26 protein-coding genes and 1 tRNA gene are annotated in these 25,379 nt (G+C 66.2%); 9 read left to right on the top strand and 18 right to left on the bottom strand.

Annotated elements, in window-relative coordinates; all coding sequences use genetic code 11:
- Entirely contained in the window at window positions 1-498 is a 498-nt protein-coding gene (locus AC07NY_RS20890) for a CinA family protein (protein WP_494585394.1), read from the top strand.
- A gap of 9 nt (window positions 499-507) precedes the next feature.
- Here AC07NY_RS20890 and AC07NY_RS20895 read toward each other — a convergent pair whose 3' ends face one another.
- The 13 genes from AC07NY_RS20895 to AC07NY_RS20955 form a co-directional block, all read right to left on the bottom strand.
- Window positions 508-2,616, bottom strand: coding sequence for a fused MFS/spermidine synthase (locus AC07NY_RS20895; RefSeq protein ID WP_494585395.1), 2,109 nt, complete (start codon window positions 2,614-2,616; stop codon window positions 508-510).
- Between the two features lie 42 nt (window positions 2,617-2,658).
- Window positions 2,659-3,135: a type II toxin-antitoxin system RatA family toxin gene (locus AC07NY_RS20900; protein ID WP_494585396.1), complete on the bottom strand. Its 477-nt coding sequence runs from the start codon at window positions 3,133-3,135 to the stop codon at window positions 2,659-2,661.
- 15 nt (window positions 3,136-3,150) lie between these two features.
- Window positions 3,151-4,164: a lipoyl synthase gene (lipA, locus tag AC07NY_RS20905; protein ID WP_494585397.1), complete on the bottom strand. Its 1,014-nt coding sequence runs from the start codon at window positions 4,162-4,164 to the stop codon at window positions 3,151-3,153.
- Between the two features lie 111 nt (window positions 4,165-4,275).
- Entirely contained in the window at window positions 4,276-4,554 is a 279-nt protein-coding gene (locus AC07NY_RS20910) for a GlsB/YeaQ/YmgE family stress response membrane protein (RefSeq protein WP_494585398.1), read from the bottom strand.
- An 81-nt stretch (window positions 4,555-4,635) separates the two neighbouring features.
- Window positions 4,636-4,974, bottom strand: coding sequence for a GlsB/YeaQ/YmgE family stress response membrane protein (locus tag AC07NY_RS20915; RefSeq protein WP_494585399.1), 339 nt, complete (start codon window positions 4,972-4,974; stop codon window positions 4,636-4,638).
- A 64-nt stretch (window positions 4,975-5,038) separates the two neighbouring features.
- Window positions 5,039-5,812 (bottom strand): alpha/beta hydrolase family protein, encoded by a 774-nt coding sequence (locus AC07NY_RS20920; RefSeq protein WP_494585400.1) that lies wholly within the window; start codon window positions 5,810-5,812, stop codon window positions 5,039-5,041.
- Window positions 5,813-5,882: 70 nt separating this feature from the next.
- On the bottom strand, window positions 5,883-7,322 hold the full coding sequence (lpdA, locus tag AC07NY_RS20925) for a dihydrolipoyl dehydrogenase (RefSeq protein ID WP_494585401.1): 1,440 nt from the start codon (window positions 7,320-7,322) through the stop codon (window positions 5,883-5,885).
- A 17-nt stretch (window positions 7,323-7,339) separates the two neighbouring features.
- Complete coding sequence (locus AC07NY_RS20930) at window positions 7,340-8,677, bottom strand: pyruvate dehydrogenase complex dihydrolipoamide acetyltransferase (RefSeq protein WP_494585402.1); 1,338 nt, start codon at window positions 8,675-8,677, stop codon at window positions 7,340-7,342.
- Window positions 8,678-8,691: 14 nt separating this feature from the next.
- A complete protein-coding gene (locus AC07NY_RS20935; RefSeq protein WP_494585403.1) occupies window positions 8,692-10,092 on the bottom strand; it encodes a pyruvate dehydrogenase complex E1 component subunit beta in 1,401 nt (466 codons plus the stop codon).
- A 59-nt stretch (window positions 10,093-10,151) separates the two neighbouring features.
- A complete protein-coding gene (gene pdhA, locus AC07NY_RS20940; protein ID WP_494585404.1) occupies window positions 10,152-11,246 on the bottom strand; it encodes a pyruvate dehydrogenase (acetyl-transferring) E1 component subunit alpha in 1,095 nt (364 codons plus the stop codon).
- A 274-nt stretch (window positions 11,247-11,520) separates the two neighbouring features.
- Window positions 11,521-11,751: an FtsB family cell division protein gene (locus AC07NY_RS20945; protein WP_494585405.1), complete on the bottom strand. Its 231-nt coding sequence runs from the start codon at window positions 11,749-11,751 to the stop codon at window positions 11,521-11,523.
- 169 nt (window positions 11,752-11,920) lie between these two features.
- Window positions 11,921-11,995 (bottom strand) — tRNA-Lys (locus AC07NY_RS20950).
- An 89-nt stretch (window positions 11,996-12,084) separates the two neighbouring features.
- A complete protein-coding gene (locus AC07NY_RS20955) occupies window positions 12,085-12,363 on the bottom strand; it encodes a hypothetical protein (RefSeq protein WP_494585406.1) in 279 nt (92 codons plus the stop codon).
- Between the two features lie 279 nt (window positions 12,364-12,642).
- On the opposite strand from AC07NY_RS20955, the gene AC07NY_RS20960 reads away from it, so the two are divergent.
- Window positions 12,643-12,810: a hypothetical protein gene (locus AC07NY_RS20960; protein ID WP_156407096.1), complete on the top strand. Its 168-nt coding sequence runs from the start codon at window positions 12,643-12,645 to the stop codon at window positions 12,808-12,810.
- A 20-nt stretch (window positions 12,811-12,830) separates the two neighbouring features.
- On the opposite strand, the gene AC07NY_RS20965 is transcribed toward AC07NY_RS20960, so the two are convergent.
- Window positions 12,831-13,034 carry a hypothetical protein gene (locus tag AC07NY_RS20965; protein ID WP_494585407.1) on the bottom strand — a complete coding sequence of 68 codons (204 nt, stop codon included), beginning with the start codon at window positions 13,032-13,034 and terminating at the stop codon, window positions 12,831-12,833.
- Window positions 13,035-13,303: 269 nt separating this feature from the next.
- Here AC07NY_RS20965 and AC07NY_RS20970 point away from each other — a divergent pair, with 269 nt between their 5' ends.
- A complete protein-coding gene (locus tag AC07NY_RS20970; protein ID WP_494585408.1) occupies window positions 13,304-13,867 on the top strand; it encodes a PRC-barrel domain-containing protein in 564 nt (187 codons plus the stop codon).
- A gap of 80 nt (window positions 13,868-13,947) precedes the next feature.
- On the opposite strand, the gene AC07NY_RS20975 is transcribed toward AC07NY_RS20970, so the two are convergent.
- Complete coding sequence (locus AC07NY_RS20975; protein ID WP_494585409.1) at window positions 13,948-15,483, bottom strand: NAD(P)H-hydrate dehydratase; 1,536 nt, start codon at window positions 15,481-15,483, stop codon at window positions 13,948-13,950.
- 279 nt (window positions 15,484-15,762) lie between these two features.
- Here AC07NY_RS20975 and AC07NY_RS20980 point away from each other — a divergent pair, with 279 nt between their 5' ends.
- From AC07NY_RS20980 to AC07NY_RS20990, 3 genes are all read left to right on the top strand, one after another.
- The gene (locus AC07NY_RS20980) at window positions 15,763-16,101 is read left to right on the top strand and encodes a P-II family nitrogen regulator (protein WP_257734831.1); all 339 of its coding nucleotides are present in this window, start codon (window positions 15,763-15,765) and stop codon (window positions 16,099-16,101) included.
- 98 nt (window positions 16,102-16,199) lie between these two features.
- On the top strand, window positions 16,200-17,609 hold the full coding sequence (glnA, locus tag AC07NY_RS20985; RefSeq protein WP_492286219.1) for a type I glutamate--ammonia ligase: 1,410 nt from the start codon (window positions 16,200-16,202) through the stop codon (window positions 17,607-17,609).
- A 209-nt stretch (window positions 17,610-17,818) separates the two neighbouring features.
- A complete protein-coding gene (locus tag AC07NY_RS20990) occupies window positions 17,819-18,922 on the top strand; it encodes a glycosyltransferase family 4 protein (protein WP_494585410.1) in 1,104 nt (367 codons plus the stop codon).
- A 6-nt stretch (window positions 18,923-18,928) separates the two neighbouring features.
- Here AC07NY_RS20990 and AC07NY_RS20995 read toward each other — a convergent pair whose 3' ends face one another.
- The 3 genes from AC07NY_RS20995 to AC07NY_RS21005 form a co-directional block, all read right to left on the bottom strand.
- The gene (locus AC07NY_RS20995; protein WP_494585411.1) at window positions 18,929-19,804 is read right to left on the bottom strand and encodes a glycosyltransferase family 2 protein; all 876 of its coding nucleotides are present in this window, start codon (window positions 19,802-19,804) and stop codon (window positions 18,929-18,931) included.
- Window positions 19,801-21,192 carry a hypothetical protein gene (locus tag AC07NY_RS21000; protein WP_494585412.1) on the bottom strand — a complete coding sequence of 464 codons (1,392 nt, stop codon included), beginning with the start codon at window positions 21,190-21,192 and terminating at the stop codon, window positions 19,801-19,803. Before AC07NY_RS21000 ends, AC07NY_RS20995 begins: the two co-directional genes overlap by 4 nt.
- Window positions 21,193-21,354: 162 nt before the next feature.
- Window positions 21,355-21,621, bottom strand: a complete 267-nt coding sequence (locus AC07NY_RS21005; protein ID WP_494585413.1) for a hypothetical protein — start codon at window positions 21,619-21,621, stop codon at window positions 21,355-21,357.
- A 210-nt stretch (window positions 21,622-21,831) separates the two neighbouring features.
- On the opposite strand from AC07NY_RS21005, the gene parE reads away from it, so the two are divergent.
- The 3 genes from parE (at window position 21,832) to AC07NY_RS21020 (ending at window position 25,373) form a co-directional block, all read left to right on the top strand.
- Complete coding sequence (gene parE / locus AC07NY_RS21010) at window positions 21,832-23,913, top strand: DNA topoisomerase IV subunit B (RefSeq protein WP_494585414.1); 2,082 nt, start codon at window positions 21,832-21,834, stop codon at window positions 23,911-23,913.
- Between the two features lie 156 nt (window positions 23,914-24,069).
- A complete protein-coding gene (locus AC07NY_RS21015; RefSeq protein ID WP_494585415.1) occupies window positions 24,070-25,011 on the top strand; it encodes a LysR family transcriptional regulator in 942 nt (313 codons plus the stop codon).
- Between the two features lie 101 nt (window positions 25,012-25,112).
- Window positions 25,113-25,373, top strand: a complete 261-nt coding sequence (locus AC07NY_RS21020) for a hypothetical protein (protein ID WP_494585416.1) — start codon at window positions 25,113-25,115, stop codon at window positions 25,371-25,373.
- The last annotated feature ends 6 nt before the right edge of the window (window positions 25,374-25,379 follow it).

Below are 25,379 nucleotides of genomic sequence, written 5' to 3' on the forward strand. Positions count from 1 at the left end.
ATGTTCGATCTCGATATCCGCTCGCTCGCAGCCGAACTGCTGAACATGAGCCTGCAGCGCGGCTTCACGGTCGCGACGGTCGAATCCTGCACCGGCGGCCTCGTTTGCGGCGCATTGACGGCCATTGCCGGCTCGTCCTCGATGGTTCAGGGCGGCCTCATCACGTATTCCAACGAGGCGAAGGCCGCGCTCGCCGGCGTTCCGATGGCGTTGATCAAGCAGCATGGCGCCGTCAGCGAGCCGGTGGCGCGCGCGATGGCAGAGGGTGGCCGCACGCGCCTCGACGCCAGCTTCGCGGTCTCGATCACTGGCGTTGCCGGCCCTGGCGGCGGCAGCGTCGAGAAGCCGGTCGGGCTGGTTCATTTCGCCTGCGCCGGCCCTTCCGGTACGCGCCATCGCGAACGCCGCTTCGGCGAACAGTCGCGCGACGAGATCCGTCGCCTCAGCGTGCTGGAAGCACTCGACCTGTTGCGCGACGCGGTGCTGGGCGGGCCCTGAGTCGCTCCCCTATCGGGACTTGCGCATGATCGCGCCGAGGACATCGGCATAGTCGTCGCGCCAGGGCTTCACGTCTGCAGACTCGACAGGCCGCCAGTTCTCGCCCTCGGCGAAGCGCAGGTCGGCCGCACTGCGCGCGACGATCGCGACGCGTGGCGAGACCTTGCGCTCATGCGTCAGCTGCGGAGTCTGGCTGGGTTCCCTGAGCCAGGTGAGCAGCCCGTGCTCTTTGGCCGTCGCGGCGACCACGGGGCCGAGATCCATGTGCCGGTTGGAGATGTGGAACAGCATGGCACCGCCTGGAGCGAGCCGCGAGAGGTACAGCCCGATCGCCTCCTTGGTGAGCAGGTGCACGGGGATGGCATCCGACGAGAAGGCGTCGATCACGATCAGATCGAGCGACCCCGGTGTTGCATCGCTCAGCGTCAGCCGGGCATCGCCGATCACGAAGGGGATGCGGGGGGCGCATTGGTTGATGAAGGAGAAGCGAGCGGGATCGGTCGCGATGCCGATCACATGCGGGTCGATCTCGTAGAAGCTCCAGCTTTCGCCCGGACGGATCTGGCAGGCGAGCGAGCCCGTGCCGACGCCGACAGCCGCGACCTTGCCGAGCACGCCGCCCTGGGCCCGACGCAAGGCATCGATACCGTCCGCGATACCGCCGCCGGTGAAGTAATAGGTCAGCGGCTCGGGGCGCCCGGTGACGGCGCTGCCGTCGTCATTGCGGATACGCTGCGTACCATGCACCGTCGTGCCATGGGCGAGATCGCGGAAGCGCCCGTCCGCTGTCTCGAAGACGCGGTGGACGCCGAAGAAGGAGCGGATGGAATCCGTGCGCCTCTGTTCGCCGAGGACAATGCCGATGATCGCGCTCACTCCAGCCACGGCCAAGGCGAAGCGGATGCGGGGCGACATCCTGATCGCGGCGAAGCCCGGCCGGCACAGCAGCCCGGCAACGAGGAGCATCGGATATTCTGCGACCGAGTTGAACATCACCGGCGCCAGCAGGCCGCAGAACAGCCCGCCGAGCACGCCGCCAAAGGACATCCAGAGATAGAATTCGGTCAGGTGCGCCACGGCGGGTCTGCGCTTCACCAGCTCGCCATGGGCGACCATGGCTGTGGTGAAGAACAGGCCGAGATGCAGGGCGAGCGTGCCGATCCAGCCGATATCGAGCTTTGCGACGATTGCCACCAGCAGCAGCGCCGTCAGGGCGAGCTGGAGATGCAGCATCCAGCGATGCGGCAGAATGGGCCGGCGCTGGAAGACGATGACGAAGGTGAGAAGGAACAGCGCCAGCGGCACGACCCAGAGCAGCGGCACCGCGGCGACATCGGTCGAGACATGCGCGGTGACCGCGACCAGCAGCCCCGAGGGCACGAAGGCGAGCGCCACCCAGCTGAAGCGCTGGGCGATGGTGAGGGGAGCGGCCTTTGCGGTGTCGAGACTTGCTGGCGTGTCTGCGCGCCTCGTCCCGATGGCAAGCCCGGCGCAAGCCGCGATCCCGGCCAGCAGCAGAGCGAAGCCCCAGGTCCAGGCCGAGGCCTGTACGGCGAGCGGCAATAGGGGCTCGATCACGAAAGGATAGGCGATCAGGGAAAGGAAGCTGCCGACATTCGAGGCGGCGTAGAGGAAATACGGATCGGCGGCATGGCTATGCCCGCTCCGCGCGAACCAGGCCTGCAGCAGCGGCCCATTCGCGGCGACGGCGAAGAAGGGCAGGCCAACCGAGGCCGTGAACAGGCCGATCAGCCAGAAGACTTCCCCCTCCTGCGGCGGCCGCTCGAACCCTGCTGCGATATGGATCGGCAGGTTGACGGCGAGGACCACGATCATCAGCGTGAGGTGGACGAGCGCGGCGCGGCGCAAGGTCAGGCGGCTCACCAGCAGATGGGCATAGCCGTAGCCCGCGAGCAGCACCGCCTGGAAGAACACCATGGCGACCGACCAGACGCCGGGCGAACCGCCGAGCTTCGGCAGCACCATCTTGGCGAACATCGGCTGGATGCCGAAGAGCAGGAAAGCCGAGACGAAGATCGTCGCGACATAGACCGGAAGCGTTGCCGCCAGACGGCGCGTCTGAAGGCGATCGGCGGTCTGCGCTGCGGATCCGTCCATGGGCATGTCCTCGGCTGAGCGCCGAACCATGCCATGCAGGACTTAAGACCTCGTCACTGCCGTTGGGGCATTCCGGCCATAGACCAGCTCGGCACGCTTCTCGAAGGCTTCGGCGAATTTGCGGAAGGCCTTGTCGAACATCGCGCCCATCAGCAGGCCGAGCATCCGGCTGGCGAACTCGTAGGAAATGAAGAAGCCGATTTCGCAACCCGTCTCATGCGGCTTGAAGGTCCAGCGGTTCTCCAGATAGCGAAACGGCCCGTCGACATACTCGACGAGGATCTTGAGATTGGTCGGATCGAGCGTGACGCGGCTGGTGAAGGTCTCGCGGATCGCCTTGTAGCCGACGCTCATGTCGGCCAGCAGCACCTCGCCGCCACCTTCGCGCGGCGTGCGCCGGCGCACCGTCAGCCCCTCGCAGAGCGGCAGGAATTGCGGATATGTCTCGACATCGGCGACGAGCGCGAACATCTGCTCGGGCGAGTGCCTCACCCGGCGGGTGCTGTTGAACATCGGCATTGAGGACGTGCCTTCTCAGCCGCGGCGGTTGTGGCCGATACCGATCTGGGCATCACGCGCGGCCCGTAAACGGGCGAAGTCCTCGCCGGCATGATGCGAGGAGCGGGTCAGCGGCGTCGAGGACACCATCAGGAAGCCCTTGGCATAGGCGATGGTCTCGAAGCTCTTGAACTCGTCGGGTGTGACGAAGCGGATCACGGCGTGGTGCTTGCGCGAGGGCGCCAGATACTGGCCGATCGTCATGAAATCGACCTCGGCCGAGCGCAGGTCGTCCATCAGCTGGAGCACCTCATTCCGCTCCTCGCCGAGGCCGACCATGATGCCGGACTTGGTGAAGATGGTCGGGTCGAGCTCCTTCACCCGCTGCAACAGGCGCAGCGAATGGAAATAGCGGGCGCCCGGACGGACCTTCAGGTACTTGCCCGGCACGGTCTCGAGATTGTGGTTGAAGACGTCAGGGCGGGCCGCCACGACGACTTCGAGCGCGCCCGGCTTGCGCAGGAAGTCCGGCGTCAGGATTTCGATCGTGGTGCCGGGCGAAGCCTTGCGGATCGCGTGGATGACATTGGCGAAATGCTCGGCGCCGCCGTCCTTGAGGTCGTCGCGGTCGACCGAGGTGATCACGACATGCTCCAGCCCGAGCTTGGCGACGGCTTCCGCGACCTTGCGCGGCTCTTCCAGGTCGAGAGGCTGCGGCACGCCGGTCTTCACGTTGCAGAAGGCGCAGGCCCGCGTGCAGGTGTCGCCCATGATCATGAAGGTGGCGTGCTTCTTCTCCCAGCACTCGCCAATATTGGGGCAGCCGGCCTCCTCGCAGACCGTGACCAGCTTCTCGGCCTTCACGATCGCCCGGGTCTCGGCCCATTTCGGCGAGCCCGGCGCCTTGACCCGAATCCAGTCAGGCTTGCGCAGGACCGGGTTCTCCGGCCGCTTCTGCTTCTCGGGGTGGCGGACCTCCGTGGCTTGCGCCTTCGGATTGCCGGCATTGGGCCGCGGATCGCGGTTCAGCAGGTCGAGAACAAGCGCCATAACGGGGTCCGGGCTTCAACAGCAGGAGCCGGCCAAGCCGGCTTCCTCTAGCTAATCCTCAAAGCGCTCAGCCGCAACTCCCGGCCCCGGCAAGAGAGCTTCACCTGAGCTTCAACTGCGGCGGCGGGCCGCGTTCCAGATCACGATGACGATGATGGCGCCGGCGACCGCCGCAACCAGCGTCCGCCAGAAGCCGAAGACCGGAATCGCCAGGAGTTCCGCGACCTTGGCGCCGACGAAGGAGCCAGCGACACCAACCAGCATATTGGTGAAGAGCCCGTGATCGGACGAGGTCAGGCGCTCGGCGATCCAGCCGGCGAGGACGCCGATCAACAGCGTCATGAAGAAGCCATAGCCTGGCTGGGCCATGGTGGCGGCAAAGCTTTCCATCGCGGGTATCCCCCTAGCCATGCGCGGATGCGCGCGCCATCAACGGTCCCGGCCTGAGCCGGTTCCGGCCGCGATGTTATCTCAGGCGATGAAACGCGCCAGCAGGATGACGAGGATGGCGCCGATGACCGCCATGCCGGCGTCGTCGAGGAAGCTGTAGCCGGTGTTCAGGCGCCAGCCCGTCAGGCGCACGATGCCCTGCCCGATCAGCATGCCGAGCACGCCGACGACCGCATGGCGGATCAGGCCGCCGCCACCAACGACCAGGCTCGCGGCAAAGCCCGTCATCGTGCCGAAGGCCACTGTCGGCACGATGACGCTCCAGTCGAGCGGCAGCGTCCGGCGCGGCGGCAGGATCTCGATCTCTTCGTCGCGGACGACGCGATCAGGCTTGGACGATTTGCGGGTGCGTGGCGGCATCGGCGCAATATGGAGCGCGGATGGGCCGGCGCCAAGCCGATCCCTGCCCCCTTTTCGCTAGGGATCAGCGCGCCATGGCGCCCAGTGCGGACACCGAGGTTCCAGCCAGTGCGCCATTGAAACCATGCCCGCCGCCGACGATCTGCGCCTTCGCCGGCAGGCCACGCGCCTGCGCCTTGGCGACATAGTCCGTCGCCAGCTCCGGACGCGTATTGTCGTCGGCCTGACCGGTGACTGCGACGATCGGCGTACCGCCGGGAATGTCCGATACATAGTCGACTGGCGACTGGGCCGAGCCGGGCCGCCGGCCGCGGCTGGCATTCCAGGCAGGCACATCGCAGGGACAGGAGACCAACACGAGGCCGTTGATCAGGCCGGGATTGTTGCCGGCCACCACGCCGATCGTGCCGGCTCCGCCCGAATGCCCGAGGGCGACCACGCTGCGGGCATTATAGCGCTGCCTCAGCTCGCTGATCGCCCCGGCGACGGCACGGTTATTGCCGGAGTGGAAAGTGTCGCGCCGGCCGTTGTCGGAACCATCGCTGCGATGGCCGGTGCGGTCGTAATAACCGGGTCGCAGCAGGGCGACGGCCACCACGTTCTTGCGTCCGGAGACGAATTGCCGGGCATAGGCGTACATGTAATCGGCCGGCCCACCAGCCGAGACGTCGCCATGGACGAAGACGGCCAGCACCGGGCGCGAACCACCCGGCGCCGCGCCGAAAGCCTCATAGGCCAGGCCGTTGGCGCATTTGTCGCCTTCGCAGGCCAGGGCCCCGACGCTGCCGAACAAGGCAGCCGCGAGAACGGCGAGAAACCTCACACCCAAGCGCTTCATGGCTGTTCCCCCGCCGCCATCGCGCCCGCGGAGAGCCAGCTCCGCAGGCTCTCCGTCATCGTCGTATGCCTCAGGCGTTCAGGACCTTGCCGTAAGCGTCGAGCACGCTCTCCTTCATCACCTCCGACAGGGTCGGATGCGGGAAGATGGTGTGCATCAGTTCTTCCTCGGTCGTCTCCAGGTTCATGGCGACGACGAAGCCCTGGATCAGCTCGGTCACTTCCGGGCCGACGAGATGGGCGCCGAGCAGCTTGCCGGTCTTGGCGTCGAAGATCGTCTTGGCCATGCCGCTATCCTCGCCAAGCGCCACGGCCTTGCCGTTGGCGACGAAGTTGAAGCGGCCGACCTTGATCTCGTGGCCGGCGGCCTTGGCCTTCGCCTCGGTCAGGCCGACGCTGGCGATCTGCGGGTGGCAATAGGTGCAGCCCGGGATCATCAGCTTGTCCATCGGGTGCGGATGCAGGCCCTTGATCGCCTCGACGCAGATCACCGCCTCGTGCTCGGCCTTGTGGGCCAGCATCGGCGGGCCGGCGACGTCGCCGATCGCATAGACGCCCTTGACGTTGGTCCGGCAGAGATCGTCGATCACGATGCAGCCGCGATCGGTCTTCACGCCGAGCGCTTCGAGCCCGAGATTCTCGATATTGCCGACGACGCCGACGGCCGAGATCATCCGGTCCGCCGTGATCGTCTGCTTGCCGCCCTTCTCGTCCTCGATATGGGCGGTGACGGAGTCGGCACCCTTCTCGACCTTCGTCACCTTGGCGCCGGTCAGGATCTTCATGCCCTGCTTCTCGAAGGCCTTGCGGGCGAAGGCGCCGATCTCGGCATCCTCCACGGGCACGACCTGCGGCAGGACCTCGACCACAGTGACCTCGACGCCCATCGTCCGGTAGAACGAGGCGAACTCGATGCCGATGGCGCCGGAGCCCATCACGAGCAGCGATTTCGGCATCTTGGCCGGCACCATCGACTCGAAATAGGTCCAGATCAGCTTGCCGTCCGGCTCGAGACCGGGCAGCGCGCGCGGCCGGGCGCCGGTCGCGACGATGATGTGATCGGCGGTATAGGTGCCCTCGCCCTTGGCGTTCTTCGGCGGCGGCGTCTGCGGCTGCATGGCCGGCTTCTTGGTCGGGGCGACCGTGATCGTGCCGGGCTTGGTCAGCTTGGCCTCGCCCCAGATCACGTCGACCTTGTTCTTCTTCATCAGGAACTGGACGCCGTTGTTCATCCGCGTGGCGATGCCGCGCGAGCGCTTCACGATCGCTTCCAGATCGGCCTTGAACGAGCCTTCCAGCACCAGTCCGTAATCCTTGGCGTGCTGGCCGTAATGCAGAATCTCGGCCGAGCGCAGCAGCGCCTTGGTCGGGATGCAGCCCCAGTTCGAGCAGATGCCGGCGAGATGCTCGCGCTCGACGATCGCGGTTTTGAAGCCGAGCTGCGCCGCCCGGATCGCGGCGATATAGCCGCCGGGGCCGGAGCCGATGACGATGATGTCGTAGTCAGCCATGGTGTCTCTCCCGCCGCTCAGACCAGCATCGCCATGGGCTTTTCGATATAGCCCTTGAACGCCGCCAAAAGCTCGGCGCCGAGCGCGCCGTCAACGGCGCGGTGATCGGTCGAGAGCGTCACCGACATCACCGTCGCGACAGCCGGCTGGCCGCCCTTGACGATGACGCGTTGCTCGCCGGCGCCGACCGCGAGGATCGTCGCATGCGGTGGGTTGACGATCGCCGCGAAGTCCTTGACCCCGAACATGCCGAGATTGGAGACCGCCGTCGTGCCGCCCTGATACTCCTCGGGCTTCAGCTTGCGGGCCTTGGCGCGCGCCGCCATGTCCTTCATCTCGTTGGAGATTTGCGAGAGCGTCTTGTGGCAGGCATCGCGGATGATCGGCGTGATCAGGCCGCCCGGGATCGACACGGCGACGCCGACATCGGCATGCTTGTGCTTGAGCATGGTGTTGTCGGTCCAGGACACGTTGGCGTCCGGCACGGCCCTGAGCGCCAGCGCCAGCGCCTTGATCACCATGTCGTTGACCGAGAGCTTGTAGGCCGGCTTGCCGTCCTTCTCCGGTGCCGCAGCATTGAGCTCTCCGCGCAGCTTCAAGAGCGCGTCGAGCTCGCAATCCACGGTGACGTAGAAATGCGGGACCGTCTGCTTGGCTTCGGTCAGGCGGCGCGCGATCGTCTTGCGCATGCCGTCATGCGGGACCTCTTCATAGGAGCCCGGCGCGAACAGCTTCTTGACCTGTTCGTCGGAGGGACCGCTCGCGAGCGGCGCAGCCGCAGGCTTGGCGGCCGGAGCCCCGGCGGCAGCCGCAACTGGCGCAGCCTTGGCACCACCGCCGGCCTTGGCGGCCTCGACATCCTTCTCGACGATGCGGCCATGCGGGCCGGAGCCCTTGATCGCATTGAGGTCGAGCCCGGCATCCTTGGCGATGCGGCGAGCGAGCGGCGAGGCGAAGGCGCGGCTGCCGCCGGCAGGAGCCGGAGCCGCCGGGGCAGAAGCCGCGGCGGCAGCGGCCGGAGCCTCAGCCTTCGGCGCGTCGCTCTTGGGCGCCTCGGCCTTGGCGGGCGCAGCGCCGCCGGCGGCCGGAGCGGAGACGCTCTTGGCGTCCTCACCCTCGCCGGCGATCACGCCGATGATCTCGTTGACCGCGACATCGGCTGTGCCTTCCGGCACCACGATCTTGGCGAGCACGCCCTCGTCGACCGCCTCGACCTCCATCGTGGCCTTGTCGGTCTCGATCTCGGCGATGATGTCGCCGGACTTGATCGTGTCGCCTTCCTTCTTCAGCCACTTGGCGAGATTGCCCTTCTCCATCGTCGGAGAGAGAGCGGGCATCAGGATGTTCGTCGGCATCGGTCAGCCCCCTCTCAGCGATAGCAGACGGCCTTGGCCGCCGCGACGACCTCGCCGATGTTGGGAAGCGCGAGCTTCTCGAGGTTGGCCGCGTAGGGCATCGGCACGTCCTTGCCGGTGACGCGGGCGACGGGCGCATCGAGATAATCGAAGGCCGCCTCCATGATCTTCATGCCGATCTCGGCGGTGACGCCTGACTGCGGGAAGCCTTCCTCGACCGCGACGCAGCGATTGGTCTTCTGCACCGAGGCGATGACGGTCTCGATATCCATCGGGCGGATCGTCCGGAGGTCGATGACCTCGGCCTCGATGCCCTCCTTGGCCAGCGCCTCGGCGGCGCCGAGCGCATAGGTCATGCCGATGCCGAAGGAGACGATCGTCACGTCCTTGCCCGGACGCACCACCTTCGCCTTGCCGATCGGGATCAGGAAGTCGTCGCCCTTCGGCACGTCGAAGGACTTGCCGTACATGATCTCGTTCTCGAGGAAGATCACCGGGTTCGGATCGCGGATCGCGCTCTTGAGCAGGCCCTTCGCGTCGGAAGCGCTATAGGGCATCACCACCTTGAGGCCAGGCACGTTCGAGTACCACGCCGCATAGTCATGGCTGTGCTGGGCGCCGACGCGGGCGGCCGCGCCGTTGGGACCACGGAACACGATCGGCGCGCCCATCTGGCCGCCGGACATGTAGAGCGTCTTGGCGGCGGAGTTGATGATGTGGTCGATCGCCTGCATGGCGAAATTGAAGGTCATGAACTCGACGATCGGCTTCAGGCCGGAGAGCGCCGCGCCGACGCCGATGCCGGCGAAGCCGTGCTCCGTGATCGGGGTGTCGATGACGCGCTTGGCCCCGAATTCCTGCAGCAACCCTTGAGTGACCTTGTAGGCGCCCTGGTACTCGGCGACCTCCTCGCCCATCACGAAGACGTCCTTGTCGCGGCGCATTTCCTCGGCCATCGCGTCGCGCAGGGCTTCGCGGACCGTGGTGCTGACGAGCTCGGCGCCGGCCGGGAATTCCGAGGAGGAATCATAGGCCTTGGCCTGGGCGGGAACGCTGGTTGCCGGGGCGGCTGCCGGAGCTTCCTCGGCCTTCGCGGCGGCAGGCGCCGGCTCGGCCTTGGCTTCCGGAGCAGCAGCCTTGCCACCGCCGCTGGCCGCGGCCGCAACATCCTCTCCCTCGGCGGCGATCACGCCGATCGGCGTGTTCACGGCCACGTTCTCGGTGCCGTCGGCGACGAGGATCTTGGCAAGCACGCCCTCGTCGACCGCCTCGACCTCCATGGTCGCCTTGTCGGTCTCGATCTCGGCGATGATGTCGCCGGCCTTGACCTGATCGCCCTCTTTCTTCAGCCACTTGGCCAGTTTTCCTTCCTCCATGGTGGGAGAAAGCGCAGGCATGAGAATGTCGATCGGCATGAACGCACCCGGATTCTAAGACGCGGGGAAAAGGATGAAGGCCGGCAGGCGCGGAGCAATCAGCTCCGCGGGGCTTCCAGCAGGATGTCGGTGTAGAGTTCCGACGGATTCGGCTCGGGATCGTGGGTCGCGAACTCGGCGGCGTCGTTGACGATCTCGCGCACCTTGGCGTCGATCGCCTTGAGCTCGTCCTCGCCGATCTTGAAATCGCGAACCAGACGGGCGCGAACCTGCTCGATCGGATCGTGCTCCTCGCGCATGCGCTGGACCTCGTCCTTGGAGCGGTACTTCGCGGGGTCGGACATCGAATGCCCGCGATAGCGATAGGTCTGCATCTCCAGGATGTAGGGACCCTTGCCGGAGCGTGCATGCTCGATGGCGCGGGCCGCGGCCTCGCGCACGGCACGGACATCCATGCCATCGACCTGCTCGCCCGGGATGCCGAACGAGACGCCGCGGCGGGAGAAATCGGTCTGAGCGGAAGCGCGGCTGACAGCCGTGCCCATGGCGTAACGGTTGTTCTCGATGACGAACACGACCGGCAGCTTCCAGAGCTGGGCCATGTTGAAGCTCTCGTAGACCTGGCCCTGGTTGGCCGCGCCATCGCCGAAATAGGTCATCGAGACCGTCTTGTCGTCGCGATACCAGTCGGCGAAGGCGAGGCCCGTTCCGAGCGAAACCTGCGCGCCGACGATGCCGTGGCCGCCGTAGAAGTTCTTCTCGCGGCTGAACATGTGCATCGAGCCGCCCTTGCCGCGCGAATAGCCGCCGCGCCGGCCGGTCAATTCCGCCATCACGCCGCGCGATTCCATGCCGCAGGCCAGCATATGGCCGTGGTCGCGATAGCCGGTGATGACCTGGTCGCCATCCTTGGAGGCCATCTGCATGCCGATGACGACCGCTTCCTGGCCGATATAGAGATGGCAGAAGCCGCCGATCAGGCCCATGCCGTACATCTGGCCGGCCTTCTCCTCGAAACGCCGGATCAGCAGCATCTCGCGATAGGCGTGGAGATCTTCGTCCTTGGTGAAGGTCGGGGTGTTGCTGAGGGCTCCTTCGGCCTTGGCACCGTCCTTGCCCGAACGGGCCTTCGCCGGCTTCGCAGCGGCTTTGGGTTGAGCGGGAGCTTTCGACTTACGCGCAGCAACAGCCATAGGCGGTCCTCCAAGGTCATCCGACTATTGTTGTAGAGGATCAAAAAAACCTTGGCGAGGACGCTATCTCGCAATGCAGCATGATCCAACCCTTTGAAAAACAAAGGATCGGCAACATTAACCGGAATCGAGTTAATCGATACGTCCGGAACTAAGGGTCGCAGCTTCTGGAACCCCTGGATCGAAAGATGGAACTCTTCTGTCGAAGAACCACGAGGCCGAAGCGATGAGGCGGATTGCGGTTCGCCGCCTGGAAGGTGCCGGCTGCGCCTGCTCAGCGTCCCATGATGACGATGTCGTTCTTATGGGTCCGGCCGAGGATTTCGCGGGCATTTTCTTCAAGGAGATCCCGATCGACCGCTTCGCTGCGCACCAGGGCGAGCTTCTGTTCCCAGGACTTGCGCTCGGCCGTGAGGGTGGCGAGCTCGCCTTCCATGTCGCGCAGCGATTCCCGGATCGCGCCGCGCGCCTCAAGGCCGCGCGCGCCATGCTGGGCGTGGAACATGAAATAGGCCACCGCCGCTCCCGACACGAGGTAGAGAGCCAATGTCACGAAGATCGAGCGAAGGCCGCGGCGAATAACCATGCCGAAACGCTAGGGCGGTTTGGTTTCCGGCAGGTTAATGCGGCTTAAGAAAGCAGGCGGGACATCGCGGCGGACCAGCGGCCTGCGATGGTGAGCGGGGTGGGGATCGAACCCACGACCACATGATTAAAAGTCACGTGCTCTACCACTGAGCTACCCGCCCTCACCGGGCCGCTGACATACGGAGCCGAGCGGCGCCGGTCAACTCGTTCCGCGCAGATTGGCTGCGCCTCTCTCTCTTCCTCACATTTTTCAACCGAGCCGCCGGGTTACGCCGCCGCCCTTGTAACCTCTCCCGTGCCGGGCTGACGGCGCAGGCATGAGATAGGCCCCACCGCCTGCCCCGAGCGCGGGCCAACCCGGATCGGCATAGGCATTGAGTTCCCAGCAGCGCAGGCGCTGGCGCTCCGCATCGGTCGTGGCATCCGAGCAGGCCGAGACCTGCGAGCGCTGCCAGAACGCGGGTGCCGGCTCGCTCGCGACGGCGATCATTGCTGCCGCCAGGCAGGCTGGAATCAGAAAGCCACGCATCCACCCGCCCCTTCGGCGCCTTGTACCGTGCCGGAAAGCGTCCATGATGGCGGCTTCGCCTTGCCGAAGGCTTAAGCGCCGCCATCGCTGCGCCGCCTCGGACTTAAGCCAGGCGGCGAAGAGCGTTGTGAAAATGCCTGCGCCTCCCGATATCGGGGCAGTGTTCTGGAACTCACCGCGCCAGGCGGCGTTGGGATCGTTGCTGCCAGCCGCCCGATTGTCACAGGAGAGCGCAATCGTGCGTTCGCACAGCGCTTGGTTGCTCAGGAGATCAGTGCCGTGAAGCTGCCCATCGTGATCCATACCGAGGAAGACTACGACCGCGCGCAGCAACGGGTCGAAGAGCTGAATGCGATGCCGGACGGCGCGGAGAAGGAACGCGAGCTACACGCCCTTGCCGAGGCCATGCTCGCTTTCGAATTGCGGCGCGACGACGCCGACGACTGACGGTCGGCCCGCTCTCCGTCTCAGGAATCATTGCTTGCGTTGAGCTCTTCCGGGCGCAGTCCTTCATCCGGCGCGGCGGCGTGCTCGGGGCTGGCAGCCCAGGTGGCCAGGATTTCGGCGATGATGTCGGCGCGTGAGCGCCCTTGTCGATGAAGCGCGATGTGCCGGTCCAGCGCGGCCAGCGTGCGCTCATCGAGGGTCAGCGCGATCGGGGTTGTCGGCATCGGCACACCTCTTTCCCAGCGGTTGGAACAGTGTCGCGCCTGCGGCGTTTCCACGAATGCAGTATTCGATCACAGCTTCGGCTAGCAAGCAAATATGCCGATGCATTCTGGTCGTTGCGCGGCGCCGTCAGGTCAACGGCAAGTCATGGCCCTTTCCAACAAGCATCTCTTCAAATCGTGAAAATCATTCATCGTTGGCCTGAACCAAATCGCCTCTCGTTTGTTGTCCAATCAACCCGCTTCACCGCGGAAACACTCTGGAGGAAGACATGATCAAGAATCATCGTTTCATGCTGTCCACCGTCGGCGTCGCGATGCTCGCGACTGCGGCCATGGCCCAGACCAGCGCCCCGACCCCGCCCTCGTCCGCTCCGGCTGCGCCTGCAGCGACACAGTCGAGCGCCAGCGCGCCGGCTGAAACCAATCTCGCCGGCCAGGGCAAGTGGCGCACCAGCAAGCTGATCGGCGTCGATGTCTACGGTCCCGACGACAAGAAGGTCGGTGATGTCACCGAAGTGATCGTCGACAAGACCGGCAAGGTCGAGATGGTGACGATCGGCGTCGGCGGCTTCCTCGGCATCGGTTCCAAGGATGTCGCGATCCCGTTCGACCAGGTGACCTGGAGCGACCAGCCGATCGCGCCGCCGGCTCCGGCCCCGGCGCCCGCTTCGTCCGGTAGCGCGGGCAGTGCCGGCAGCGCGGGTGGCGGCATGGCGTCCCCGCCGGCTGCGGCGGCTCCCAAGGCGCCGGCGATGTATCCGGACCACGGCAAGATCACGCTGACCAAGGACCAGTTGAAGTCCGCGCCGAGCGTGACCTATTCCGGCACCTGATCCGTCATGGGCAGCAACGCCCTGATGTAAGCGAGCAGGCCCGCCTCGTGAAAACGGGGCGGGCCTTTTTGTGAGCCGGCTCAGGCGGCAATGAGATCCCATAGCAACGGCGGGATCGCCTCGGGCAGATCGTCCGCGATCAGGCCCATGCCGAGCCTTTCGCCAGCAAGCCCGTGCAGCCAGACGGCGGCGCAGCTTGCCTCGAATGCGGGCATGCCTTGCGCTAGGAGGCCGGTAATCAGCCCGCCCAGCACGTCGCCCGATCCGGCCGTCGCCAGAGCCGCAGATCCCGTGGCATTGATTGCGGCCTGCCCATCCGGCACGGCGATGACGGTATCGGCGCCCTTGTAGACAATCACGGCGCCGCAAGCCGCGGCAGCTCTTCGCGCGCGCTCCAGCTTCGAGGGCTCTCCGGCGATGGCGGAGTCCTTGCCGAACAGGCGCTGGAATTCGCCTTCATGCGGGGTCAGCACCGTTGCTGCGCTCTTCGCGCGATTCTGGAGATGGCTCGCGCCACCATCGGGAAGGCCGGCGAGCCAGGTCAGCGCATCGGCGTCGAAGACGGCCGGGCGGTCGCAATCGACCACAGCCCCGATCAAAGCCTCGGCGCGGAGGTCGAGCCCTAGCGCCGGGCCGGCCAGAACGGCGGCAATCCGGCGATCGGCAAGGAAGGCTTCCAGGGTCTGGCGATCGCCCACGGCTCGCTGCATCAAGGCATCCGGCCCTCGCGCAGCATGCATGGGCAAGGCCTCCGGATCGCAGAGGATCGTTGCGAGACCGGCGCCGATGCGTAGTGCGGCATGCGCGCCCAGCCGCGGCGCGCCGACGCCCGACACGCCGCCCGCGAGCACAGCGACTGCGCCGCGCCGGAATTTGTGCGTATCCGCGTGATGCAGGGGCAGGACATGCCGCCAGAGCGCGGGATCGTTGCGGAAGGCCGTTGGGCCGATCGCGCTTAGGGCTGCGTCGGCGGGGATGCCGATATCGGCGAGCCGCACGCGGCTGCAAAGCGCCCTGCCCGGCTGGAGCAGATGGCCGGGCTTCAACCGAAAGAAGGTGACGGTTTCGTCTGCTCTGACCGCCGCGCCCTCCGCAAGGCCGGTATCGCCCGATACGCCGCTGGGGATATCGACCGCGATGACGGGGCAAGCGGCCTCGTTGAGGATCTTCGCCGCCTCGGCGAAGGCGCCCGAGAGCGGGCGCTTCAGCCCGGCCCCGAACATCGCATCGACCATGATGTCGCTTCGCAGATCATGGAGCGCGCTCAACGGCTCGAGCGGGCCTGCCCAGCGCCCCAGCGCGATGGCCGCATCGCCGGCAAATCCGTCTGCACCGCCCGGCAGCACCACGCGAACCGTCAGGTCGCGCTCGCGCAGGAGGCGCGCCGCGACGAAGCCGTCACCGCCATTGTTTCCCGGGCCACATACGAGCGTCACGACGCTTCCCGCCCCTGCCCGGTCGAGGACGGCATCGGCCACTGCCCGGCCTGCGCGTTCCATCAGCTCGATGCCGGGCGTGCCCTGCGCGATCGCGATGCGATCGGCCGCCGCCATTTGCTGCGTGGTCAGCAAGGCAAGCTCTGCCTTGTCCCTGATATTGGCGCCGGTATCGTCCATGCCGCATCTTCCGGCGGGCCCGGCCATCTCGCAAGTTGCGGCGGAATGCCGCTTATGATCAACAGATATGCAGATGCTCAATTTTTGTGCTGTTTACTGCCTTTCCACGAGGCGCGTTCGCGGGCGGTGCCGCATGGCGGGGCGTCGGCGCCAATGCTATGAGCAGAGGCAAGGTTGCATTCGCCGGACGGAGCGGGGCCTGTTCCCCTCCAGAATGGCGCTGCCAGCCACGTTCCGGTCCAAGCCGGAGCCCGAGATGCAAAGGAGGCCGGTCGGCGCATGAAGAAGATCGAAGCGATCATCAAGCCCTTCAAGCTGGACGAGGTGAAGGAGGCGCTCCAGGAGGTCGGGCTGCAGGGCATCACGGTGCTGGAAGCCAAGGGCTTCGGTCGCCAGAAGGGCCATACCGAGCTCTATCGCGGCGCCGAATATGTCGTCGACTTCCTGCCGAAGGTGAAGATCGAGATCGTGCTCGCCGACGAGATGCTGGATCGTGCCATCGAGGCCATCATGAAGGCCGCCCAGACCGGCCGCATCGGAGATGGCAAGATTTTTGTATCGACTATCGAGGGGGTGATCCGCATCCGTACCGGCGAGACCGGCGCGGACGCGATCTGAGGTCGTCTCCCCGATCATTGGACAACGAGCCGCTGGCCGGATTGGAGCCGGTCGCGGCAGCGTGAAATTGAATAACTGCTGGCAAGAGGAATGCTGAAATGAAAAGCGCCAAGGATGTCCTGAAGGCGATCAAGGACAACGACGTCAAGTATGTCGACTTCCGCTTCACCGACCCGCGCGGCAAGTGGCAGCACGTGACCTTCGATGTCGGCATGGTCGACGAGGACATCTTCGCCGAGGGCACGATGTTCGACGGCTCCTCGATTGCCGGCTGGAAGGCCATCAACGAGTCCGACATGCTGCTGATGCCGGATCCGACGACCGCGACGATGGATCCGTTCTTCTCGGCCGCGACGATGGTCATCAACTGCGACGTGCTCGAGCCCGGCACCGGCGAGCCCTATGGCCGCGATCCGCGCGGCATTGCCAAGAAGGCCGAGGCCTATCTGAAGTCGACCGGTATCGGCGACACCGTCTATGTCGGCCCCGAGGCCGAGTTCTTCGTCTTCGACGACGTCAAGATCGCCGCCGACCCGTACCACACCGGCTTCAAGCTGGATAACGTCGAACTGCCGACCAACGGCTACTCGGATTACGAGGGCGGCAATCTCGGCCACCGCATCGCCACCAAGGGCGGCTACTTCCCCGTCCCGCCGCAGGATTCGGCGCAGGACATGCGCGGCGAGATGCTGGCCGCGATGCAGTCGATGGGCGTGGTCGTCGAGAAGCACCACCACGAGGTCGCGTCGGCCCAGCACGAGCTCGGCATGAAGTTCGACACGCTCGTGCACACCGCCGACCTGATGCAGATCTACAAGTACGCGATCCACAACGTGGCCCAGAGCTACGGCAAGACCGCGACCTTCATGCCGAAGCCGATCTATGGCGACAACGGCTCGGGCATGCATGTCCACCAGTCGATCTGGAAGAACGGCAAGCCGGTCTTCGCCGGCAACAAGTATGCCGACCTGTCGCAGGAGTGCCTCTGGTACATCGGCGGCATCATCAAGCATGCCAAGTCGCTGAACGCCTTCACCAACCCCTCGACCAACTCCTACAAGCGCCTCGTCCCGGGCTATGAGGCTCCGGTGCTGCTCGCCTATTCGGCGCGCAACCGCTCGGCCTCCTGCCGTATTCCGTGGACGACCTCGCCGAAGGCCAAGCGCGTCGAGGTCCGCTTCCCCGATCCGATGGCGAACCCCTATCTCGCCTTCGCGGCCATGCTGATGGCCGGCCTCGACGGCATCGTGAATAAGATCGATCCGGGCCCGGCCATGGACAAGGATCTCTACGACCTGCCGCCGCGCGAGCTGAAGAAGATCCCGACGGTCTGCGGCTCGCTGCGCGAGGCGCTGGAAGCGCTCAAGAAGGACAACGCCTATCTCAAGGCCGGCGGCGTCTTCAACGACGACTTCATCGACAGCTATATTGAGCTCAAGATGCAGGACGTGGCGCGTTTCGAGATGACGCCGCACCCGGTCGAGTTCGCGATGTACTACTCCTACTGAGCGATTGCCGGCCGCCTGCGCAGGCAGCCACCGGCATTCTCGGAAACATCAGGCCGGGGCGGAAACGTCCCGGCTTTTTCATGCGCGTAGGGCGCGAAACACTCAGCACCGGTGCCCTTTCCGGCACCGCATCCGGCCGAAGGTAACTGGACCTTCACGCGTGATCCGGCAGGTTCTGGCGACAATTGCCGAATAGCGGTGCCCCGGATTTGCAGACGATCTCGATCAACGGCCGTTTTCTCGGCCAGCCGCTGACCGGCGTGCAGCGCTTCGCCCTCGAGATGACGAAGGCGCTCGATCGGCAGATCGGCGCGGGCGCGGTTCCCGAGGCGCTGAAGGATGCCCGCTGGCGTGTCCTCGCCCCTCAAGACATCCCCGAAACGCTGGAGTTCCAGCATATCGCCCTGGAGCGCTTCGGACCGTTCTCCGGCCATCTCTGGGAGCAGACCTCGCTCGCGGTCCGTGCGGCAGGGGATACCCTCGTCGGCTTCGGCGGCAGCGGGCCGCTGCTGCATCGCCGGCAGCTCGTCGTGATCCACGACGTCACCATCTTCCGACACCCGGAAGCCTTCAGCGCCTCCTATCGGGCCACGCACAAGCTCCTCGGCTTCGGGCTGACGCGCACGGCCCGCATCGCAACCGTCTCCAATTTCTCCCGCGGTGAGCTCGGCACGGTCTTTGGAGTCGCGCCGGAGACCGTCCCAGTGCTCTACAACGCCACCGATCACTTCTCCGGGGTGGCGCCGGATGAAACCGTGCTGCAGCGACTGGGGCTGGTAGGCACGAATTTCTTCTTCATGTTGGGCACCCTGAAGCCCAACAAGAATGTCGACTTCGCCATCCGGGCTTTCGATGCGCTCGGCGATCGCGGCTGGAAGCTCGTCATCGCCGGCGCGCTCGACAAGAGCGGCGTGTTCAAGGCGGACACTCCCGCCAGCGCCGAGAACCTGATCTTCACCGGGCGGCTGACGGATGCGGAGATCGTCGCGCTCGAACGTCATGCGCGCGCCTTCGTCTTCCCAAGCCTCTATGAAGGCTTCGGCATTCCGCCGCTGGAGGCGATGACGCAGGGCTGCCCGGTGCTTGCCGCGGACATCCCGGCCGTGCGCGAAGCCTGCGGCGAGGCGGCGCTGTACTTCGATCCGCGCGACCGTGCCAGCCTCGAAGAGGCGATGCAGCGGGTCATGGATGCTGCTGGCGATGCACTAGGGCTCGCCGAGAAAGGCCGGGCCAATCTCGCTCGCTTCTCCTGGGACAAGAGCGCCGAGACGCTTCTCGCGACCCTGTCTGAGATGGCCGCGCCGCGGCGCTGACGGCTCCTATTTGAACGACAGGATGCGCTGCGGATTCAGCCGCGCCCGCATCAGATCGACCAGCGCGATGCCATTGCCCTTCAGGCGGCCACGGCGGTCGACATAGGGCTGCTCGCGCAGGCTGCCGATGAGATTGGCCGCGACGTTGCCGGCCATCAGGCGCAGCGCCTTATGGGGCGTCATGTTGCCCTTGCGCCAGAGATAGATCGGGTTGGCGATCTGGGAGTAGCCGAAGCGCAGGCCCGATGTGCGTCCGCGCTTGCTGCCGAGATGGACGCCGCGCAGTGCCGTGCTGTGGACAATCTCGCCCTGCCCCGCCAATTGACGACAGAAATCGACATCCTCCTGCCAGCCATAGAGCGGCAGGTTTTCGTCGAAGCTGGCCGCCGTGGCCCGAACCGCCGCCATTCGTACGAGCATGTTGCAGCCATAGGCATTGTAGACCGGCCAGACCGCTTCCGGCTCGCCCTTGTCGGCGGCCAGGATGCCGCGCGCCTCGTCCGGGCTGATACCGGGGCCGTGGATGCCGTCGGCGAGTACCGCACCGGTGGCCGCGACGATCTCCGGCCTTCCATCGAAAAGCCTCTCCGCTTCGGCCAGGAAATCACGCGCCAGCATGTAATCGTCGTCGAGGAAGACGACGAGATCGGCATCCCCGGCTGCGGCCAGGACAGCATTGCGCTGGCCGCAACTGCCGCGACGCCCCTCGACGCGACGGACAGGCGCGCAAAGGCCTAAGGCGGCAGATTCGTCGAAATCGGCCGGCTCTGCCGGGCAGAGGATGATGGCGTCCGGCAGGCGGCTCTGCTCGTTCAGATGGGCGAGTGTTTCCGACAGGACATCGCGACGCCCCGCGGTCGCGATGCCGACGACGATCTTCATGAAGCCTCCGGCGAAACGCCACGGCGCTGGAGCAACGAGCCGACGGTCGCGACGGCCGGCGGGATGCAAAGCAGGAAGACCGCCAGCGAGACCAGCAAGGATGTCTGGGGGGCGCTGCCATTAGCGAGCGCGGCGACGGCAAGTGCGGCCAAGGCGCTCACAGGCGCAAGCCGATGCCAGCGGAATGGCATCGACAGGAACAGGGGCATGCCTACGATCGCCGCAGCGACCGCTCCGGCCACACCGCCGACGAGCAATCCGATCAGCACGCCGCCGGACAGGTGCCAGCCAATGAAGGCACCAAGATTGAGCAGGATGGCATCGGCAGCCGCGAGCCCGATGATCGGTCGCAGGCGTTGATGCAGATGCGCCGGGGTCGGCAGCAAGGTCTGCACCCAGGCCCGCAGCAGCGCGAGGATCGTCACGGCCGGGCTCGCGAGCAGGAAGGTTTCGCGCAGTTCCGCCTTGACCAGCCAGGCTGCGGCAGGCGCCAGCAGGCACAGGAGCGCAGCGGCTGTGACAAGCGAACAGCTCGCCAGCTGGGCGTAATAGTCGCCGAGCCGCTCGCGGAATGCCGGCGCACCCGGCTCGCGGTCAAAACTGGCGACGATCTCCGGATAGCGGATGGCCTGAAGCGCCGAGACCACCATGACGAACGGACGCTGCAACAGATCGAGCGCCAGCAAGGCGCCGGCTGCCCCCTGCGCACCGATCATGGCGGTCAGGAAAGCCTTGAGCCCGAGCGGTGCCAGGATTCCGGCGACGGATGCCCCGGCCGAGACGCCGCCATAGGTCAGGTGCTTCACGAGCAAGTGGCGTTGCGGCCGCTGCAATCCGTTGGCGAGCGAGCCGGCCAGAAGGCGCGCCAGCACGGCATACGCGAGATAAGCGACCAGCATGCCTGATACGGTGCCGGCCAGCGTGGGGGCGAGGAGCGTTCCGCAGATTGTTCCGACAGCCAGGAACGAAGCGCGAGCGGCCTGGAGGACGGAGAACAGCCGGAAATCCTGCCGGAAACGCAGCATGGTCAGGTGCAATTCGCTGCCGCCCTGGAATACGGCGACCAGCGCCCCGCCGACGGCGATGCCGATCGAAGCCGCGCCGAACGCGAAAACGCCGCCACCGGCCAGCAAGCAGAGCGCAGCGCAGACCATGAAGGAATACAGGATCACCGAGCGCTGCGCCGCCTCGTCCGTGCCCGGGTAGAACCGACTGCAAGAGAAGCGCAGCCATTCGAAGGCGGCGATGCTGCCGAACTGGCTGATCGTGATGAAGAGCGAGTAATGCGTGAAGTCCTGCGCCGGCAGGATGCGGGAGACGAGCAGCAGCAGCCCCAGCGCCAGCACGGCCTGGTAGACATAAGCTCCGAGAGCGGCGATCTGGCCCACCGGCGCGATTTTTCGCTCAGAGCGTGCCGGACGCGGCAAGCCGCGGCGCGCCACTATCGGCCGATGCGGAAATCCTGATAACGACGCGGCGCATTTCATTACCCTCCGGCCACAGGCCTAGGGCAAAAAGGTTGATATTTCCGCGCTATGCGAGGGCGGCTTTCAGGAGAAGTGCAGAACCGCGAGCCCGGCCGATGCCGCGACCGCAGCCAGCCACCAGAGCCAGCGCGAGGCGTGCGGGTCAGCGGCCGAAAGCGGCCTGCCGATGACATCCTCATGACCGAAGGATTCGCCGGCGAGGCGTGCAGCACGCTGCAAGCCCGCGATACCCGCAACCGGCACAGACTGACGCGACGCCACGGCCTTCTCCCCTTTAGGCCGATCATAGCGCATTGCGGAAATCCGCATAGGCCTGACCGTATTCATCATCCTCGGCACCGATGGTTAACGTGGGCTGAACGGCTCTGTTCCGCCCCGCTCTTGCCCATGCCGACGACAGGGATGTGACAGGAACGCGAACTGCGCCGGCGCAGCGGTTTCGATCCATGGATGAGGTGTCTATAAGCGGTTCCTGACAGGGCGCTGCGGTGCGCAATGCGCTAGAGTTCACAGTCGCGAATCAGGAAGAATCGGTTGGCAATGGCGGATAACGGCGATCTTTTCGGTTCGGAGCCGGAGCGGCCCGACGCGGCAAGCCCGCGGCCGGAAGCGCGCCCGCCCGCCGCAGCCCCCAAGGCCGCGCCGCCACCGGCTGCTCCTGCCCGCAACGGCACGCTGTCCGAGGCCGGCTACGACGCCTCCGCCATCGAGGTTCTCGAGGGGCTGGAGCCGGTCCGCCGCCGGCCGGGCATGTATATCGGCGGCACCGACGAACGTGCCCTGCACCACCTCTTCGCCGAGGTGATCGACAACGCCATGGACGAGGCGGTGGCGGGCCACGCCACCTTCATCGATGTCGAATTGTTCGAGGACGGGTCGCTCGCCGTGACCGACAATGGCCGCGGCATCCCGGTCGATCCGCACCCGAAATTCCCCGGCAAATCGGCGCTCGAAGTCATCATGACGACGCTGCATGCCGGCGGAAAGTTCGACTCCAAGGCCTACGAGACTTCGGGCGGCCTGCACGGCGTCGGCGTCTCCGTCGTCAATGCGCTCTCGGACCGGCTCGAGGTCGAAGTTGCGCGTGGCAAGACGCTCTATCGCCAGATCTTCTCGCGCGGCCTGCCGCAGGGGCCGCTTGAGACGGTCGGCGCTGTCGCCAACCGGCGCGGCACCAGGGTGCGTTTCCATCCCGACGCGCAGATTTTCGGCGAGGGCGCGCATTTCTCCCCGGCCCGCCTGTTCAGGATGGCGCGCTCCAAGGCCTATCTCTTCGGCGGCGTCGAGATCCGTTGGACCTGCGCGCCGTCGCTGCTGAAGCCCGAGGGCGATGTCGCGGCCGAGGCCGTGTTCCGCTTCCCCGGTGGCTTGCGCGACTATCTCGGCCGCGAGATCGAGGGCAAGGATCTGGTCGCCGAGCCGATCTTCTCCGGCAAGATCACGAAGGATGGCAGCCACGGCTCGCTCGAATGGGCGGTGGCCTGGCTCGCGACCGGCGAGGACGGCTTCTCGTCCTCGTACTGCAACACGATCCCGACGCCTGAGGGCGGCACCCATGAGCAGGGCCTGCGCATCGCGCTGCTGCGCGGTCTGCGCGACCATGCCGAGCGCATCGGCCAGTCCAAGCGCATGGCGCAGGTCACCTCCGACGACGTGATGGCGACCTGTGCCGCCATGCTCTCGGTCTTCATTCGCGAGCCGGAATTCCAGGGCCAGACCAAGGACAAGCTCGCGACGCAGGAAGCCCATCGCATCGTCGAGAATGCGATCCGCGACGCCTTCGACCATTGGCTGGCAGCCGCGCCGCAGCAGGCTTTGCGCCTGCTCGACTGGTCGGTCGACCGGGCCGAGGAGCGCCTGCGCCGGCGCCTCGAAAAGGAGGTCTCGCGCAAGACGGCGACCCGGAAGCTGCGCCTGCCCGGCAAACTCGCCGATTGCTCGAATGCCGGCGCGGCCGGCTCCGAACTTTTCATCGTCGAGGGCGACTCGGCCGGCGGCTCCGCCAAGCAGGCGCGCAACCGCGCTAACCAGGCGATCCTGCCCTTGCGCGGCAAAATCCTCAACGTTGCCAACGCGACGCGCGAGAAGCTGAACCAGAACCAGCAGCTTGCCGACCTGATCCTCGCACTCGGCTGCGGCATCGGCACCCAGTTCCGCGAAGATGACCTGCGCTACGAGAAGGTCATTGTCATGACCGACGCGGATGTCGACGGCGCCCATATCGCCTCGCTGCTGGTCACCTTCTTCTGGCGCCAGATGCCGCGCCTGATCGAGAAGGGGCATCTCTACCTCGCCGTGCCGCCGCTCTACCGGCTCCAGCACGGGGGAAAGAGCGTCTATGCCCGCAACGACGCCCATAAGGACGAGCTGATCGAGACGGTATTCAAGGGCAAGAAGCCGGAGATATCGCGGTTCAAGGGCCTCGGCGAAATGATGCCGGCTCAGCTCAAGGAAACCACGATGGACCCGAGCAAGCGCATCCTGCTCAAGGTCATGGTCGACCACGAGGCGAAGGAGGAGACCTCCGATACGGTCGAGCGCCTGATGGGCAACAAGCCGGAAGCGCGCTTCGTCTTCATCCAGGAACGCGCCGCCTTTGCCGGCGAACTGATCGACCTGTGAAGCGCGAGCCCTGCATGTTTGCAGGGCTGGGGCTCAAGCCCGGCGGGCTGCCCGGCGCAACGTTTCCCGGCAGGGTTCGCGCATGTCGAACCCTCCTCACCTCCCGGACCGCCATGACCGCCGCCACCACTCCAGCTGGGACTGGCCACTGACGGCATGGGCGAGCCTGCTTCCCCTCCATCTGGACGCGACGGTGAACTGGCATCGCCAGCCGGACAGGCGTCCTGGGACGACATCCGGATCTTCAACGCCATCGTCGTCGGCGGGTCGATGGCCGTGGCGGCGGCGCAGCTAGGCCTGAGCGAGGCCACCGTCGCGCGCCGGCTCAAGGGCCTCGAAACCGAACTCGGCCTGCAGCTCTTCACCCGCGAGGCCAACCGGCTCGTGCCGACCGCCATCGGCATGGAGCTCGCGGCCGAGGCTGCCCTCGTCGAGGCCGCAGCCAAGCGCTTCGCTATCCGCGCCGACGCCGCCCGCCCGCGCGCCGATGCACCGGTCCGGATCACCGCCACCACCTCGATCAGCATGCTCCTGACCATGAACGCGACGGCGATCTCGCAGGCGGCCGGCGGGGTCGAGATCGTGATCATCAGCACGCGCAGCCGGCTCGACCTGGCACGCGGCGAGGCCGACATCGCGCTGCGGATGACGAGGGTTCCCGGCGAGCCCGGCCATTACGCCCAGAAGGTCGGGCGGCTGATGCAGACGCTCTATGTCCGCCACGATGTCGATCCTGCGACGGCGCCGATCATCTCGGTGAACCGCGAAACCTCGTCGCGGATCGACGATCACATCATGGCTTATGCCGCGGGGCGGCCGATCGCGGCCCGCGTCGGCGATTCCGCGGCACGCTACGAGAGCATCCGCTCGGCCGGGGCGCTGTCGATGGCGCCGTGTTTCATGGGCGACGCCGATTCGAGCCTGCGCCGCCTTCAGCCACCACCCGAGGAGACGGGCGACGACATCTTCCTGGTCTCGCACGAGGTCTCGCGTCGCAGGCCCGGCGTCGCTGCGGTGCTGAGCGCGCTGCGCAAGCTGTTCAAGGAGAATCAGGCGCGCCTCGCCGGCCGGATGGCCGATAACGCGGCCGATCCTTAAACTCGTCGGCAGTCCGGCAAGACTTGGCTAACCATCCTTTTACTGCTGCGGGCGCATGCTGCCGCAAAGCTCGTGATGTCACGGGCCGTGGAGAGTGCGCCATGCGCCTGATCGAAATGTTCTGGAAGGACAACCGCGGCACGCTGGCCGCCGATATCGCCAAGGCCGGCGCGGCCATCGCCTTCCTGTCGGTCATCGCCGCGAATTTTCTGTCGAGCCAGACCGCCTCGCTCGACAAGGAGCGCATGGCCGCGGTCAGTCTCGCCGCCTCGAAGCGCCTGCCCACCGACCCGATGATCACCGGCTCGATCGGCCAGACCGCGAACGCGACGAAGCTCGACCCCTGCGCCCTGCCCCGCTGACGGCAC

Source organism: Allobosea sp. GW821-FHT09G06, assembly GCF_059416005.1.

Excerpts from the sequence above, each read along its gene's own strand:
- AC07NY_RS20970 (WP_494585408.1), top strand. The coding sequence starts at position 13,304 with ATGATCAAGAATCATCGTTTCATGCTGTCCACCGTCGGCGTCGCGATG.
- AC07NY_RS20965 (WP_494585407.1), bottom strand. The coding sequence starts at position 13,034 with ATGCCGACAACCCCGATCGCGCTGACCCTCGATGAGCGCACGCTGGCC.
- AC07NY_RS20975 (WP_494585409.1), bottom strand. The coding sequence starts at position 15,483 with ATGGACGATACCGGCGCCAATATCAGGGACAAGGCAGAGCTTGCCTTG.
- AC07NY_RS20945 (WP_494585405.1), bottom strand. The coding sequence starts at position 11,751 with ATGTTCCACGCCCAGCATGGCGCGCGCGGCCTTGAGGCGCGCGGCGCG.
- lipA (WP_494585397.1), bottom strand. The coding sequence starts at position 4,164 with ATGGCGCTTGTTCTCGACCTGCTGAACCGCGATCCGCGGCCCAATGCC.
- AC07NY_RS20955 (WP_494585406.1), bottom strand. The coding sequence starts at position 12,363 with ATGCGTGGCTTTCTGATTCCAGCCTGCCTGGCGGCAGCAATGATCGCC.
- AC07NY_RS21005 (WP_494585413.1), bottom strand. The coding sequence starts at position 21,621 with ATGATGAATACGGTCAGGCCTATGCGGATTTCCGCAATGCGCTATGAT.
- AC07NY_RS20895 (WP_494585395.1), bottom strand. The coding sequence starts at position 2,616 with ATGGACGGATCCGCAGCGCAGACCGCCGATCGCCTTCAGACGCGCCGT.
- AC07NY_RS20890 (WP_494585394.1), top strand. The coding sequence starts at position 1 with ATGTTCGATCTCGATATCCGCTCGCTCGCAGCCGAACTGCTGAACATG.
- parE (WP_494585414.1), top strand. The coding sequence starts at position 21,832 with ATGGCGGATAACGGCGATCTTTTCGGTTCGGAGCCGGAGCGGCCCGAC.
- pdhA (WP_494585404.1), bottom strand. The coding sequence starts at position 11,246 with ATGGCTGTTGCTGCGCGTAAGTCGAAAGCTCCCGCTCAACCCAAAGCC.
- AC07NY_RS21015 (WP_494585415.1), top strand. The coding sequence starts at position 24,070 with ATGGGCGAGCCTGCTTCCCCTCCATCTGGACGCGACGGTGAACTGGCA.
- glnA (WP_492286219.1), top strand. The coding sequence starts at position 16,200 with ATGAAAAGCGCCAAGGATGTCCTGAAGGCGATCAAGGACAACGACGTC.
- AC07NY_RS21020 (WP_494585416.1), top strand. The coding sequence starts at position 25,113 with ATGCGCCTGATCGAAATGTTCTGGAAGGACAACCGCGGCACGCTGGCC.
- AC07NY_RS20935 (WP_494585403.1), bottom strand. The coding sequence starts at position 10,092 with ATGCCGATCGACATTCTCATGCCTGCGCTTTCTCCCACCATGGAGGAA.
- AC07NY_RS20995 (WP_494585411.1), bottom strand. The coding sequence starts at position 19,804 with ATGAAGATCGTCGTCGGCATCGCGACCGCGGGGCGTCGCGATGTCCTG.
- AC07NY_RS20910 (WP_494585398.1), bottom strand. The coding sequence starts at position 4,554 with ATGGAAAGCTTTGCCGCCACCATGGCCCAGCCAGGCTATGGCTTCTTC.
- AC07NY_RS20915 (WP_494585399.1), bottom strand. The coding sequence starts at position 4,974 with ATGCCGCCACGCACCCGCAAATCGTCCAAGCCTGATCGCGTCGTCCGC.
- AC07NY_RS20930 (WP_494585402.1), bottom strand. The coding sequence starts at position 8,677 with ATGCCGACGAACATCCTGATGCCCGCTCTCTCTCCGACGATGGAGAAG.
- AC07NY_RS20980 (WP_257734831.1), top strand. The coding sequence starts at position 15,763 with ATGAAGAAGATCGAAGCGATCATCAAGCCCTTCAAGCTGGACGAGGTG.
- AC07NY_RS20920 (WP_494585400.1), bottom strand. The coding sequence starts at position 5,812 with ATGAAGCGCTTGGGTGTGAGGTTTCTCGCCGTTCTCGCGGCTGCCTTG.
- lpdA (WP_494585401.1), bottom strand. The coding sequence starts at position 7,322 with ATGGCTGACTACGACATCATCGTCATCGGCTCCGGCCCCGGCGGCTAT.
- AC07NY_RS20900 (WP_494585396.1), bottom strand. The coding sequence starts at position 3,135 with ATGCCGATGTTCAACAGCACCCGCCGGGTGAGGCACTCGCCCGAGCAG.